This is a genomic window from Amycolatopsis sp. NBC_00355 (assembly GCF_036104975.1).
Classification (GTDB): Bacteria; Actinomycetota; Actinomycetes; order Mycobacteriales; family Pseudonocardiaceae; genus Amycolatopsis.
On the sequence record NZ_CP107982.1, the window covers coordinates 5,209,939 to 5,225,327 of the forward strand.

The 15,389-nt window shown below is 68.0% G+C and carries 6 protein-coding genes; 1 reads left to right on the forward strand and 5 read right to left on the reverse strand.

Annotated elements, in window-relative coordinates; translation table 11 throughout:
- Positions 1-857: 857 nt before the first annotated feature.
- The 4 genes from fxsT (OHS18_RS23170) to OHS18_RS23185 all read right to left on the reverse strand — a co-directional run bounded on the left by fxsT (OHS18_RS23170) (position 858) and on the right by OHS18_RS23185 (position 8,710).
- Complete coding sequence (gene fxsT / locus OHS18_RS23170; protein WP_328618477.1) at positions 858-5,147, reverse strand: FxSxx-COOH system tetratricopeptide repeat protein; 4,290 nt, start codon at positions 5,145-5,147, stop codon at positions 858-860.
- A gap of 1 nt (position 5,148) precedes the next feature.
- Positions 5,149-6,207, reverse strand: coding sequence for an AAA family ATPase (locus tag OHS18_RS23175; RefSeq protein ID WP_328618478.1), 1,059 nt, complete (start codon positions 6,205-6,207; stop codon positions 5,149-5,151).
- Entirely contained in the window at positions 6,185-7,630 is a 1,446-nt protein-coding gene (locus tag OHS18_RS23180) for a VMAP-C domain-containing protein (protein ID WP_328618479.1), read from the reverse strand. Before OHS18_RS23180 ends, OHS18_RS23175 begins: the two co-directional genes overlap by 23 nt.
- 189 nt (positions 7,631-7,819) lie before the next feature.
- The gene (locus tag OHS18_RS23185; RefSeq protein WP_328618562.1) at positions 7,820-8,710 is read right to left on the reverse strand and encodes an effector-associated domain 2-containing protein; all 891 of its coding nucleotides are present in this window, start codon (positions 8,708-8,710) and stop codon (positions 7,820-7,822) included.
- 398 nt (positions 8,711-9,108) lie between these two features.
- On the opposite strand from OHS18_RS23185, the gene OHS18_RS23190 reads away from it, so the two are divergent.
- Entirely contained in the window at positions 9,109-10,920 is a 1,812-nt protein-coding gene (locus tag OHS18_RS23190; protein WP_328618480.1) for an aKG-HExxH-type peptide beta-hydroxylase, read from the forward strand.
- A 7-nt stretch (positions 10,921-10,927) separates the two neighbouring features.
- Here the strand turns inward: OHS18_RS23190 and fxsT (OHS18_RS23195) are convergent, their stop codons facing one another.
- Entirely contained in the window at positions 10,928-15,388 is a 4,461-nt protein-coding gene (gene fxsT / locus OHS18_RS23195; RefSeq protein ID WP_328618481.1) for an FxSxx-COOH system tetratricopeptide repeat protein, read from the reverse strand.
- Position 15,389: the final 1 nt, after the last annotated feature.

The window sequence follows — 15,389 nt, forward strand, 5'->3', positions numbered from 1 at the left end:
TGAGACAGGCAGGCGTGGTTGGACACGACTGGAGAGACCGGCTTAGCCGCTTGGACATTCGGCTTGCGAAGAGCTTGCGAACGGTCCACATGAGACTTCGCAGCAGTTTCAGCCACCGGTTTGAACACAGCGACAGGATGTCCAAGGTATCCCGGCCGAGTCGAGTGCACCTTGAACAGCACGGAAAAGTGCTCGTCTGACGCACATACGATTGGCAAAATTTCGGTTGTGCCGCTTAAAAAATTCCACGTCGACCTGGACGATTGAACAGAGGGCCGTGAGCGGCGACGTACTAAACGGATGGCCGAACGCAGGCCCACTAGGTGATGACTGCGGAGGCGGACCTGCGGACATTGCAAGCGATCTTCAGATTTCGTCGCCAGCGGGCTGGCCAGATGTGCCATTCATCCCGCCCAGAGGCTCCTGCCGGCCCGCGATAAGCGACGATCAGGCATAGGCACTCATCACATCTCGCTCGAGCTTCCTGAGGTGGTCCGGGCTGGACCCCCGGCAGAATCTCCGCCTACAGCGCGGAAGGGACGTCGAGGTCCTGCGGAACCGCGGCAAGGAGTGGGGACAGCCGAAAGACCAACGGTTCGCCGACTGTGAAAATCACTCGATTCGGATACCGCTCCCGCCACACCGACTCGAATCGCCGTGACCGAACGGCGTCGCAGGAGGCTGGCGGCCAGTGACAACCTCAACTGGGCGGGCATCACCTGCATCAGGCCCGCCGCCAAGCATCGCAGCTCCCGGGCAGGTCGGGACGCTACGAGTGGGGGTGTCGAGCGCATGCGCGGACAGGCTGTCGTGGAGGTTCGCTTGAGTTATTGCGTACGTCATGAACTGGATCGGCCCTACAACGGCATCGGGTCGATGTCGCACTCCGCTCGGACAGCGTTCTCCGCCGCCGTGATCGCGGGATGGCCGGGACGCAGCACTCGGTCGGCCACGGCGAGCACGTCCCGGTGCTGGCTCAACGCTTCGCGGACGCGGCCGAGCCGCTCGAGATCCAGGGCTCGGTTGAGCCGCGCCGCAATAGTGGTGGGGTGGTTCTCTGGCAAAGCTCGGCGCAAACGCGCCAGTGTGTCGGTGTTCATCCGCAGGGACCGCTGCACGTCGCCGAGCGCGAACCAGTCGTTCGCCGTGTTGATCGAGCACGCCAGGACATGCGGGTGGACCGGGCCCAGCCGATCACGCAGGCCGGAGAGGGCGCGCTCGTCCCGGGCCAGCGCGTTCGCCGGATCGCCGAGCAGCCGCAGGGTGACGCCGATGTCGGCTTCGGCGGCCAGCGTGTGCGGATGCCGGTCGCCCAAGCTGCCCCGATACAGTGCCAATGCCTGCTTTCCGAACTCCAGCGATGCCGCCAGGTCACCGGCGTTGCGCAAGTCGATCGAATGGGCGAGCGCGCAGGCCATCGCGTTGGGGTGATCCGATCCGTACTTGAGCCGGAACCGCTGCAATGCGCTGCCCGACAGGGTCAACGCGGCCTCGTGGTAACCGTCTTTACGCTGTGCCACCGCGAGGTGGAAGTCACGGCGGATGACACCGTCTGTTCCCGAGCCGAACAGACCGCGCACCCGCTCCACGACCTTCTCCTGTTCGATCCGCGCCCACGAGTAGTCACCGAGCTCGCGACGGCAGATGATCATGATGTTGAGCGTGAGGATGGTTTTCCAGTTGTCGTACCCGAAGATCTCGGACAGGCGCTCGTAGGTGTCCTCGCTGAGCGAGCGAGCCTGCTCGTAGTCGCCGGCCAGCAGGAGTGAGACGACGAGGTCGTGCGCCGCTTCGAGCGCGGTTGGATCGTCGTCACCGAACAGCGACCGGACCTTCTCATAGGTTTGCCGGTTGAGATCACGGGCGGCGAAGAAGTCGCCGTTGGACTTCAGCCCGGTCGCCACCAGCACCTCGGCACCCAGCGCCTGTTCCGATTCCGGGCCGAACGTCCGCCGGTAGAGCCGCAGCGTGCGCCTGCTGACCTCCGACGACGCCTCGTACCGGCCGAGCACCCAGAGCACGAACCCGAGATGCTCCGCCGCGGCCAGCGTCTGTGCGTCCTCGGCGCCGTACCGCTCCGTCCAGACGGCGACGACCTCCTCGGTCAAGGTGAGCGCGCCCGTGTGGTCACCGGAGAAGTACTGGAACTTCAGCAGGTTGAACACCAACCTCCGGACCCACTGATCGTCGCAGTCGATCAGCCCGGCGTGCCGGAAGTGCGGCAGGACCAGCTGATACTGCGGCCACTGGCGGGCCGCCGCGGGGGCATTCGGATCGAGATTTCCGAGCAGAAGGTGGGCGCCGTGTCGCATCTTCGCTCGGGTCTTGTCCGTCATCGTCGCCCGCAACACCACCTGCGCGAGGCGGTGCAGGAGCAACGTGCCACTGCGGTGGTCCAGCTTCGCCAGCCGGCACCGGTTGATCTCCCGCAGCGTCCGGTCCAGCAGGACCGGATCCCGCATCGCGGTGTCCAGCTCCGGCGCGATCGACACGCCGCGGACCCCGGTGAACAGGCTGCGGGAAATCGGTTCGGCGGCGAAGAACGCGCACACCTGGAGCAACTGGTGCGCGGCCGGGTTGCGGGTCGAGAGCCCGTCGAAGGAGACGTTCCAGGCCGCCGTCACGGAGATCTCGTCGTCCGTCGGCCGCGGGGACAAGGTCAAGAGCTCGGCCATCTTCTCGTCGAGCAGCCGGGTGTAGTCGGCGACCGGCATCCCGGTCTCGGCCCGCCAAGCCGCGGCCTGTGCGAGCGCGATCGGCAGGTCACCCAGCTTCTCCGCCAGCGCCTCGGCGTCCGCCATCGTGACCGTGCCGTCCCGGCGGCGCAGGAGGTCGATGCTCTCCTCGCGGGAGAACCGGTCGACCTCGATCGGCTCCGCCGGGAAGGAGTTCGAAGCGGCGTCGCGTGCGGTGACCAGGATCCGTCCCGGCCCGCCGACCGGGAGGAACGGCAGGAGGAACTCGGGTTCGTCGGCCGCGTCGAAGACGATCAGCCAGCGGCGGTACGGCTTGCCGGTGCGGAGCGCGTCCAGGACGGCCGGTACCGCGGCGACCGTCTCGTCCGCCTCCGGCAGGCGCAGTTGCCGGGCGAGTTCCATCAAGGACGCCCGGATCTGGGATTCCTGGGTCGCGCTGACCCACCACACGAGGTCGTGGTCGCGAAGTCGCCGGTAGATGTACTCGACCGCGAGCTGGGTCTTGCCGAGGCCGCCCGGCCCGTGCAAGATCGCGCTGCCGGCCGAATCCAGGCTCGCACCGAGCCGGTCGAGTAGGTCCCGGCGACCGATGAACTCCGGGTTGCGCGCGGGGACCGCGCCCCAAATCACCGGTGCGTCGGTGGTGATCCGCCGGACGCGGCGCAGGGAGGTGGCCGCTTCTTCCCGGACGTTCTCGACCAGCCGCTCGTCCGCGACCTCGAGTTCGGCCGTCGCCGGCGGGCCCACGCCGTCCTCGGCTTCGTCCTCTCCGGCGGCGCCACTCTCCGCCGCCGCGACCGCGAGTTCCCGCTCCCGCTCGTGCAACCGTTCGGCGCGCCAGGCGTACGGCCCCGAGAGCGCGCGCATCACCACACGCTCGAGGGTGATGTCCGCGCTTTCTTCGGGCAGGTCCGCCCGATCGGGATCGGCGAGCGCGTCGACGATCCTCAGCAGAACGGGGTGCTGCTCGCCGAACCGCTCTCCGGTCGCGGCGACCACCTGCACAGTCTCCGAGCGCCGTCCGGCCGTGAGCAGGGCCTCGCGGACGGACGCCGGGAACTCGAAAACGGCGTCGTCCCCGGCGAGGTTCGGATGGTCCGCCTGCGGTCCGAGGAGCCCGCTCGTGAACACTTCGGCGAGGTGCGACGTGTTGGCCTCGGGCACGAGTTCCGCGCGGACGAACCGGGCGATCGGCAGGCTGACCGGAACCGCGGCCAGCAGGGTCGCGAGCCGGAACGCCGGCGGCGTCGCGGCACCGAGAAACCGCCGGACCCGCTCCTGGGCTGTCGGCGGCCTGGCCGGCTCTTCGTCGTCCCCCGTCTCGGGCATCGGCTGATCACGCGCGAGCAGGACCGTACCCGGCACCGCCTCGGTGACCGAGCGCGAGATGAGCCGCACCCACCAGCTGAACCACCGCCCGCCCAGCTCGAGGACCGGGACCGGCACCGCACCGGTGACCGCCTTTTCGGGATCCGCCATGGTCATCCAGGCGTCCGGCAGGTCGAACCCGTACCGGCGGTTCGGCCGGAACGGACCGGGCGACGTCAGCAACGCCCTATGCAAGGGGATGCCGGACTTCTTCCACATGTGCTGGGGCAGCAGGTGCACCAAGGCGACCGGCATGCCCGCACTCCACTGCGCGAGCAGCGGCGAAACCAGGTCACGTCGCCACGCCTCGCCGATCCCGTCGGTCAGGACGAGCATGAGCCGGTCGCCGTACCAGTCCAGGAGTTCGGCCACGCTGTGCTGCGGCGCGTCCGGGGTGCCGCCGCGCAGCACCGGGGCCAGGGAGCCGTCGGTCGCCCGGGTTTCCGTTTCCAGGTAACGGATCCGGACCGTCCGGAACGCTCCGAGCTGCTGCACCAGCTTGAGGAACGACCTGACCTCCGGCTGCCACAGGGCCATCGACGACCCGGCGTCGACCACCACCGTCAGATCCAGGACCCGGGTCGTCGTGGCAGGTTTCAGCACCGGGAGCCAAAGACCGTCCTGGACGGCTTGTTCAGCGGTCAGTTCCTCGTCCAGCTGCACGTCGTCGTCCCACGACGAAGGACGCAGCTGCTTCAACGGCCGGAGGGCCCGCAGGATGTCCGGGCCACCACGCATCGTCGACGATCCGGGCGCCCGCCCGTTTCCCTGCGACCGGGCGCCACGCTCTGAGAAGTCCCGCGCGAATCCCCCGAACACCGGCCGCCGACGATGCCCGGCGGCCGGTTCCGGCTCCGAGACCGGTGACGACGACGGTGGATCCCCGACCGGAGCCGGCTCGGGATCCGGGTGTGACGGCTCGGGCGGTGGCCCCGGCTCGGGCGGGCCGGACTCCGGCGCCAACTCGCCGGGTTGCCGCGCCACCGGCTCCCCGAGCACCGCCGCGAGCCAAACCGCGTCCGCGACCTCGTTCCACGACAGCGCTCCGGCACGGGGCGGGCGCTCGGACGGCTCCCCGGCCATCTCACGGCACCACGGAGTTCAACTGCCGCCAGATCGCGTCCACCAGCCGGGGCCAGGACTCACCTTCTTCGTGGTAGGCGCCCGAAGTCGCGAGGTAGACGGCTTCGAGGAGCTTGTCGACCGGCAGCCCGCCGAAGGCCTCGCTGCGGCTGACGAACTCTTCGATGATGCGGGACCGGTGGGTGTCGCTCGGATCGAGCGCGTGCGCCGCCACCATCGCGGCCAGCTGCTCGATGTCCGGATCCTGGATCTCGAGCCGGAGACACCGGCGCAGGAAGGCCGGTGGGAAGTCGCGATCGCCGTTGCTGGTGATCACGACGAAGGGGAACGCGGCGCACCGGACCCGGCCGTCCGGGATCGTGGCCGTCGCGTCCGGGTCCGCCGTGAAGACCTCGACTTCGCGGCTGCGGCTGCGCATCCGCACCAGCTCAGGGATCAGGAACTCGCCGTCCTCGAACAGGCTGAGCAGGTCGTTGGGCAGATCCGCCTCACTCTTGTCCAGCTCGTCGATCAGCAGGACGCGTGGCTGCCGGCGCGGCAGGAAGACGGTGCCGAGTTCACCGAGCCGCAGGTACTCGCCGATCGGCGGCTCCTGGTCGCCGTCTCGCCGGTCGGCGGCGCGCGCACCGGCGGCCTGAGCGCGGCCGATCGCGTCGTAGTTGTAGAGCCCGCCTTTGAGAGTGGTGCGGGAGGTGATCGGCCACCGCAGCACCCGGCCCAGCCTCAGTTCCCGCGCGACCCGGTACGCGAGGCTCGACTTCCCGCTTCCCGGGCGGCCGGTCACCAGCAGGGGACGGCGCAGGTACAGCGCCGCGTTGACCATGTCGATCTCGTGCGGGTCGACGTGCCGGGCTGGCAGCCGGTGCTCGGAACCCAGCCGCCGGTCCGCCTCGCCCTCGTCCTGCGGCACGACTTCCTCGACTGGCACCGGCCCGCCGTTGAACGCCCGCCACGGCGGCGGCGGCGGAAGCAGGTCGGCCAATAAGGCATCGGGAAGGGGACGGCCGGTGCCGCGGTAGATCCACCAGTCCGGCCGCTCAGGATGCTCTACCGCGTTCATCTGAATCCTCCCGTATCGCGTCCGGCAGGTAAGGACCGTCGTCCAGGAAAAGCAGTCTGCTCGGGTCGTCCCACAGGACGACCAGGTCACGGGCTATCCGCAAGTCGACCGGAATGGTCACCTCGCGGAACGCCGCTCTCCGGGAATCCTGGGTCCGTGCGGGCAGGTCACCGAGCCCGCCTTCGTCGAGCAGCCACGCGACGACCTGGTGCAAAACGTCGGTGGCGGCGTCGGGGTGCCAGAGCAGCACGGGAATCCCGGAACGCAACCCCGTCGCCAGCTCGTCCCCACCGGGGCGCGGCCGCGTCGACGGCGGACCGGCAAGGACCATCATCAACCACTTTCCGTCGCTGAGAATCGCGTCGAGCCGATGGCGCCCGGCGGTGTCCTGCGGCGAGCAGTAGTACACCCGTTCAGCGGACGGATTTCCGCTCATCGCCTCCCAGCGGATTCGCCACGCCCGGTGCCACTGACGGGAGAACATCCGCTCCAATGAGCGGATGACGATCGGGTAGTCCAGGAACAGCGGCCGGGGATCCCCGGTTTCGTGTTCCTTGCACCACCGGTGCACGGGAAGGTTCACGAGGGCCCGCGGCAGCACGAATTCGAGCGCCACTTCTTCGCGGTATTCCGACCAAGCTCGTTCCGCTTCGACGATCAGCTGGTCGACGTGGTATTCCAGGTCCGCGCCGCGGATGGTGGCGATACCGCCTCGGGCCGGTGGCCACTCCTGCGGATCCTCCTGGCGCCAGTGGGAAACCACGTGCCGGTCGGGGTCGATCCCGTCCAGTTCCACCATGATCACCAGGTGCAGGCGGAGTTCACCACCACCGTTGTGCTCGCGTTCGGTGCGAAGTTCCCGCAGCCGCGCCTCGCCCTGCACCCGCCGAGCCTGCCAGGTGTTCCATTCCCGCAATTCGTCGCCGAGCGGGCGCGCGCACTTCGCGGCGACCAACTCGACGAAGGCCAGCGCCGGCGGGAGCCCGTGCGCGGGGGTGTTGAGCTCGGTCAGCAGGCAGAACGCTTCCCACGCGTCACCTGGCTCGGCGGCCGGGCACGTGGCCGGGCTCGCCGCACGGCGGACGAGGATGCCGAGCTGGGGCGGAGTGAATCCGACCAGCACGGAACGCAACCACGACAATTCGGAATCCGGCAGGAGGTCGTGCATCCGCGGTTCGTGCACGAGCCGGTGCAAGAGCTCGGATTCCTGGGAACCCGGCCGCAACATGCGTACGACGTGATCGAGCGCGTGCATCCCGCCATCCGCACGAGCGCAGGCATTGACGATGTCGATCAGCTGGTCCCGCCCGGTCGCGTGTTCCGAAAGCGTCAACGGGAACCCGAGGTTGTCGTGAATCAAATCCAGCATCAGTGACCGGCTCGGCCGGTCGGCGGCCAGCCCGGCGTTGGCGAGGAGATTCACGATCGCCTCCCGGACCGCTACTCGGACCGTGGACGGGAGATGCAACTCCCGTCCAGGTCCGCGAGTTTGCTCACCGGCCGACACCTGACGAACCACCTCCCCGCCCGGGTGTCCGGGACCCGTGATTTTACCCATCGATCCCGGGTGGAATAGGGGCAAAAGGTGGACATAAGGTGGCGCGCAGGAGTGTCACAACTGTTCGATGATCGCGGCGAGAGCGTCGACTTGCGGAGACTGCGGCTCCAGCATTCTGATCGCGTCCAGCAGGTCGGCGAGGCCACGGGTGAACCGCTGGCACGTCCTGGCCAGCGCGATCACGTGCAGGCGGTCTTCGGCGTGGTGCGGAACCACGTCCGCGATTTCCCGGCGGGGAAACAGGTCCAGCAGGAGGTGCCGGCTTTCCGCCCTGCGTACGCACGGCACCGCGAGCAACGCGTCCACCAACGCCGAAAACACGTCCACCGCCGCCGGTTGCCGTAATTCACGCATCGGGAACCCGTTGACGGCCGCGCCCAGCAAACGCAGCCAAGCTTCGGTGTTCGTTTCCTTGACCGAAACGCGGATGCGATGGTAGGAGGCAGCGTCCGCCGCGGGGTCCGCCCGTACGACGTCCTGGTAGAACGAATCCGAAACGATCAGTGCCAGTGCCGCACCGGACGTCTTCAACGCACTCTTCGCTTCCGGTGCGTCCACCAAACGGAACGCGTGGCTGGTCGCGTCACTGACCGTGCCGTGACTGGCTTGGTAGACCTCGCCGGCATGGAAGGCCACGCGCAACTGCACGTGCGCCTCCTCGGCGTGCACCGCGTTGTAGCGCCGCAGCTCCGCCAGCATTCGGTCGGGCAACGCCGCCACGAGATCTGCTTTCGCTACCTGGGCGGGCAGTTGGATCATGGCGCCGTCACCGGTGTTCTCCTGGAACAGGACATCCCAGGGGACACCGACCTCCGCGAACGACGTGCGCAAGAGGTTCCAGAACCCGTCGTGGACCACCAGGCGGTGGGCCGTGGTGCGCCTGGGATCGTTGTAGCCGGCGATGTCCAGCGCCATGATCGTCTTGTGGTACGCGGCCGAATCCATGACCACCGGACCTCCCCGAGTTCGCGGCAGGCTCTCATTGTCACAGGTCAAGCCGTCCACGGCCATGCTCGGCTGACGTCGCGGCAAGCTTCCGGCGTCGTCCGAACGGCGTACGGCCTCCGTCCCTATCGCAATCGCCGGGAATGCGGGACAATACCCAGTGGGCCGACGGGGTCCGTTCTCCCTGTGAGAGGGGAAATCGCGATGCAGTCTGCACGCTCCGGCAGGGAAGCGGGAATCGAATCCGCGGTCCTCGATCTCGGTGGTGTCCCGCTCTCGGAGCTGCGTACCCTCGACGGCAGCGAATTGCGCAAAGCATTGCGGCACGCGGCGGAGCGGGTTTCCTATATTCCAGTGACGGCGAGTGGCAGCCAAGGTGCCAAGCGAGTCGACTGACCGTGACGGCTGACGAACTGGTCCCCCACTACCTGCCGTGGACCGATTTCGACGCATTCGCCCGTGGTGGCGGCGGTCCGGCCCTGGTGCGGCACCTTCGCGCGACCGAACGGAGCCGGCGGCTGCTCCTGCTGCGGGGAATCATCGATCAGGCGGCCAAATCCCCTGAGGTTTCCGCCCCGCTCCCGTCGCCCGAATGGGCCTGGGAGCTGCTGGCCAGGATTCAGCAGCGGGCACCCGCCGCGGTCGAAACGATTCTCGCCCATCCCTACACCGGAAGCTGGGCCGGCTACACCACCCGGTTGTGCCGCCAGGACGTAACCGGCGTCTGCCCCTTCTGGGTCCACCTCGGCCACGTGCACTGCCTGGCCGCGGCCGCAGCCATCCGTGCCGGGGCCGGCTTCGAGGCGGAGCTCCCGATCTGGCAGGGAACCGTGTCCCTGCCGACGCTAGGTATGGTCCGGCTGCGCACCGGCGAAACGTTCGGGGTGGCGCGAGTGTCCGCCGGAGACGACGGGATAGTCGTCCGGAATCGGCACATCGAAATCCGGCTACCGGATGATCTGAGCACCGAAACCGCGGACTGGCAGCCCATCCGCCGGATCACGAGCTGGCACGGTGACCGGCGGCTCTCGATCAGGCTCGACGACCTCGATCCCTATCGTGGCCTCTACGAACCGATTCCACCGAAGCGGCTCACGGCACTGGAGGTCGAATCGTGGCGCACAGTCGTCGACAGGGCATGGCATCTGCTCGCCACAAACCTGCCTGACGTGGCTGATGCGCTACCGGCCGGCCTCGAATCAGTGGTGCCTGCCCCGGCTGTCGCCTTTCGGCTGCCCAGCGCGTCCACCGGCGAAGCGTTCGGCAGCGCAATCGTGGCGTACAGCGATGATTCCGAGCAGCTCGCCGCCGCACTCGTCCACGAGTTCCAGCACATCCGGCTCGGTGGCGTCCAACACCTGGCCACTTTGCACACCGATGACCCCCGTGAGCGGTTGTACGTGCCTTGGCGAGACGATCCGCGGCCGCTCGGTGGTGTGCTACACGGGATTTACGCGTTCTTCGGCGTGGCGGCCTTTTGGCGGGCGCTGACCGCGGCCGAACCGGACAACGCGCTGGCGTCGTTCGAGTTCGCGCTCTGGCGATCGGCGTCCTGGCGCACCCTGCGCGCGGTGCACCGAGACGAAGGCCTGACCGACACCGGACGCCGGTTCCTCGACAGGATCGCGACGGAACTCGCACCCTGGCAAGACGAGCCGGTCGCGACCGACCCCGCTGCGTGGGCGGCGACCTCTGCGCTCGACCACTACGCGACTTGGCGCCTCCGGCACCTGCGCCCGGACGCCGGTACCGTCTCGGTGCTCGCCGAGGCTTGGAGCCGCGGAGACTCGTGGCCCAAGCTCGGCCAACTACCGGAACCGCGAACACCCACGCCAGTACCGGACGGCAGCTGGATCGACGCCCGGACCGACCTGATCCGGCTCCGACTGGGCCGAGACGGCAGCACTGCGCTTGCCGAACGCGGTCCCCAGGTTCCCGGTGCGACCGACGCCGATCTGGCGTTGGTCGGCGGAGCCATCGAGTCGGCGGTGGATGGTTACCGACGCTTGCTGGTGACGAATCCGAGTCTGCCGACCGCGATCGTCGGTCTCGGGCTGGCCCTCGCGGCGCGCGGCACCGGACCGGCGGCACGAGCGTTGCTGCACCGCCCGGAACTAGTCAGGGCGGTGCACCGAATACTCCGCGCGAATGCGGACGCCACCCCCAACGTCGAAACCGTCGCCGCGTGGATCGGCCGGTTCACCCACTGAACAAGGGTTACAGGGGCATCGGGTCGATGTCACAGTCGGCGCGAACCCCGCGCGACGCCGCCACCGTGCCCGGGTGGGCATCACCCAGGACCTGGCGGTAGCGGCTCATGACATCTTCGCTCAGCTCCTCCGCTTTCTCCACCTGTCCCAGATTTCTGAGATCGAGAGAATAGTTGAGCTGGACCGCCAGTGTCGTCGGGTGGTCCTCGCCGAGGACCCGGCGTGAACGCACCAGCAGTTCCGCATCACGCTCGGCGGCTTCGCCGACGCGATCCAACGCCGCGAGGTCACTCGCGACGTCGATCGCGCAGACGATCGTGTGCGGGTGATCCTCACCAAGCTGCTCCCGGAGCACTTCCAACGACCGCTCGTCCAGTACCCGGGCACTTGACGGGTCTCCGGACAGCCGCATGGTCACACCCAAGTCGAGCGCCGCCGACAGTGTGTGCGGGTGCTTCTCGCCAAGGCTTTCGCGATAAAAGTCGAAGACCTCTTCACCGAGTTCTCGCGCCCGCGTGAACTCGTGAGCGTGCCGCAGGTCGATCGAGTACCCGAGCGCACAAGCCAGCGCGTTCGGGTGTTTGTCGCCGTACCGGATTCGGAACCGGCGGAGCGCGTCCTCGGAGATAGCGCGAGCCGCGTCGTGGTCGCCGTCCTTCCGGCAGGCGACCGCCAGGTGGTACTTGCGTCGCAGGGTGTTGATGTTGTCCGTACCGTAGAATTGCTCGACCCGGTCGGTGATCTGCTGCTGCTCGATCCGCGCCCACGGGTAGTCGCCCAGCTCACGCCGGGCGATGACCATCAAGACCTGTGTCGTGACGGTCGACGCGTTGTCGTAACCGAGGACTTCCACGCGTCGGCGATACGTGTCCTCGGCCAGTTCAAGCGCCCGCCGATAGTCCCCCACCAGGAGCAGGGCTGTGACATAGTCGTTGGCGGCGACCAACGTGATCGGGTCGTCGTTGCCGAACAGGCCCCGCGCCTTCACGTAGATCTCTTCATTGCGCTGGACGGCTTCCGCGAACTCACCTCTCGCCTTCAGGATGACGGCGTAGGTAAGCGCGGCGCCGAGCGTCTCTTCCCGATCGGGACCGATCGACTCCCGGTAGCGGTCGAAGGTTTCCTTACTGGTCTCCGCCGCGTCGGCGTAGCGCCCCACGGTCCACAGGAAGAACGCCAGCCGCTCGGACGCCTCCAGCTCCTGCAGCGGCGGGTCTTCGATAGGCGCTTCACCCCTGCGGTGCCGCTCGAGCCGATCCTGTTCCCACGCCTGCACCGCGCGCTCAGCGAGCGTGACCGCACCGTCGTGGTCACCCCAGTGGAAGAGGAACATCGACAGGTTGATGACCAGCTGCCGTACCCACTGATCTGTGCATTCGATGAGTTCGGCGTCGTAAATGTGCGGCAGCACCTCCTGGTAGCGCTGCCACTGCCGGGGTGATCCCGGGTCGTTCGGGTCGAGGTTGGCCAGCAGCTGGTGTGCGCCGTGCCGCATCTCGTTGCGGTGCTGCTCCGACATGCGGTTGCGCAGGACCAGCTGCACGAGCCGGTGCAGGAGAATGGTGTCGGTCCGGTGGTCGATCTTCGCGAGGCCGAACCGGTTGATGTCGCGAATGGCCCGGCTCAGCTTGATCGGATCACGCAACGCCGTGTCGAGTTCGGGCGACACCGTGAGCCCGCGAACGCCGGCGAACAAGCTCCGCGACACCGGTTCGGGGGCGAAGAAAGCACAGACCTGCAGCAGCTGATGGGCCGCCGGGTTGCTGACACTCAATTGGTCAAACGACACGTTCCACGCCGCGGCGACCGAGGTTTCGTAGTCTTGCGGATTCGAGGTCTCGAGGATTTCCGCGACCTTCTCATCGAACAACTGCAGGTACTCCCCGGCCCTCATGCCGGTTTCAGCCAGCCAGGCCGCAGCCTGCTCGATCGCCAGCGGCAGGTCGCCCAGCTTCTGGGCGATGCGATCGGCGTCCGCGTCGTCGAGTTGGGGCCCGCGTCTACTCAGCAGCATTTTGCTTTCACTGCGTTCGAAAATGGCCACCTCGAGCGGGCGTGCCACCCCCGCCCAGTTCGGGTTGCGTGAGGTCACGAGGATGTCGCCGGTGCCGCCAACCGGGAAGAACGGGCGGACCATTTCCGGGTCTTCGGCCGAGTCGAAAACGAGCAGCCACCGCCGGTACGGCCGGCCGAGACGCAGCGCCTCCCGCACGGCGGGCACGGCGGTGATGGCCTCGTCGGCGCCGGGCAGGCGGAGGTGCTGAGCGAGTTCGGTGAGTGACGCGTGGATCTGGGTCGGCCGGGTGGCCTGGATCCACCAGACGATGTCGTAGTCCTGCAGGTGCCGGTAGATGTATTCGGTGGCCATCTGGGTCTTGCCGATGCCGCCCATTCCATGCAGGGTGGCGGGCAGGACCGCGGTGGTGCCGGCGCCCAGTAGTTCACTCAGATGGGAGAGCAGCTCGCCGCGGCCGGTGAAGTTCGGGTTGGGCGGGGGAATCGCACCCCAGACCGGGGGAACCTCTTCACCCGCACGCCTTACCTGACGGGTAGTCGACGCTCCGACGTTGGCGACCACAGTCGCCTGATCAGCGAGTTTGTCTCGTGCCACCGATGGGGGCGCGGAAGGGGCCGGGTTTGCCACGCCAGTGGCTGCGGGTTCGCTAGGGACACTCGACCCCTCAAGCGCCTGCGACATCGTCTCACTCACTGCGCGGACATTAGCATCGATTCTAACATCGCTAAAGTCCGCGGCGGAACCTCCCAGCCCTGAAGACGTTGAGGTACCTGCCCGGTTGTCGATTCTAGCCAAACGATCGGCTCGAGATAAGTACGGACCCGACAACGCGCTCATCACATCTCGTTCGAGTGCTATCTCAGCGCGTGACGCGGTCTCGGGTTCCGGGTCCGGTGTCGAGTCCGGTTCGACCAATGCCGCCTGCAGCCGGGCCAGCGTGGGGTTCTGCTCACCGTACTGGCGGGACGCCGCCCGGACCGCGTGCGCCGTGTCCGACCTCCGTGCGCCGCTGAGCAGCACTCTTCTTGTCTGGCCGGAGAATTCCCACGGGGTGTTGCGGTCCCAGGGCTGCCGATCGCCCTCGTGCCGCAGCAGGCCGCTCGTGAAAACTTCCACAAGGTGGTCCGGGCCGGAACCGGGCAGCATCTCCGCCTGCACCGCGGACGCGACGTCGAGATCGACCGGAACCGCGGCGAGCAGCGTGGCCAGCCGAAACGCCGATGGCGAAGCCTGACTGTGAAAATCTCTCACTCGCTCGTTCGCGTTCACCTCATTCTCACGCGGAGCCAAGAATTCACTCGATTCGGTTACCGTTCCCGCGGGCCGGTCCCGAATCACCATGACCGAACATTTCCGCGGGACGTCGGCCCGGCCGGTGACGACCTCCGCCCACCGGCGGAACCACCGTTCTTCCAGTTCCAGTACGGGGACCGCGACGGAGTCCGCGGTCAGTTCCGCCTGGTCGAGTTCGTCGAGCAGGAAGTCGGTCAACCGGACGAGGTACGAGGCGTTGGGGCGCACCGGCCCCTTGGTCGTGATTTCGGCGTTCTGCGCGTCGACTCCGCCTCGGGCCCAGAGCCGCCGGGGCAGCAGGTGCACCACCGCGACCGGGACCTTGCGCCCCCATCGCGCCAGCAGGGGCTGCACGAGGTCCCGGTGCCAGGCGTCGCTGATGCCGTCGGTCAGTACGAGCATCAGCCGCCGGCCTGAGGAGTCGACCGGCTCGCCGGCGCCCCGCGCCGGGCTGTCCGGCGTGCCGCCGCGCAGCACCGGTCCCAGGACCATGCCGCCCTCGGCACGTCCGGTCTTCCCTGTCTCCAGCAGGCGCACCTGGACCGAGCGGAAGATCCCGAGCCGCCGCTGGCACAGCGTGACAAAGGCCGCGATGGTCGGGGCCCAGAGCGCCATCGACGGTGCCTGCTCGACCACCAGGGTCAGGTGCAGCCAGGGCCGGCGCGTCCGTTTCGTCACGGGGAATAGCATTCCCGCTTCCGCGCTGAGGTCGACCGTCCGCTCTTCGTCGAGTTCGACGTCTTCCGGCTGGTCCGAAGGGACCTTCTTCTTGAACGACCGGAAGGCGCGGACGAGCTTCCCGACATCGGGCAACGGGGATGTCGCACCGGCCGACGGCGATTCTTCTCCGGCGTCGAGCAGGCCGCCCGCGCCCGCGATCACCCGGGGCGGCCTGAGTTCGGTCAGGACGACCGGTGGCAGGTCGGGGGGCGGCAGCCGATCATCGCCGCGCCCGGGCTCTTCCCTCGGGATCATCGGTGGAGGATGCACCGCGGCGGTCTCAGGCGACTCGTCCCGGGTTGGAGGCTCCGTAGAGGCAGGCGGCGGATCCGGCTCGTCGGCCGAGTTCGCCGCGATGGCAGCCATCAGCCACAGCCCGTCGGCGACCTCGCTCGCCGTCAGGTCGTGGTCTTCAGGACCACCCGGGTTTTCCGGCATT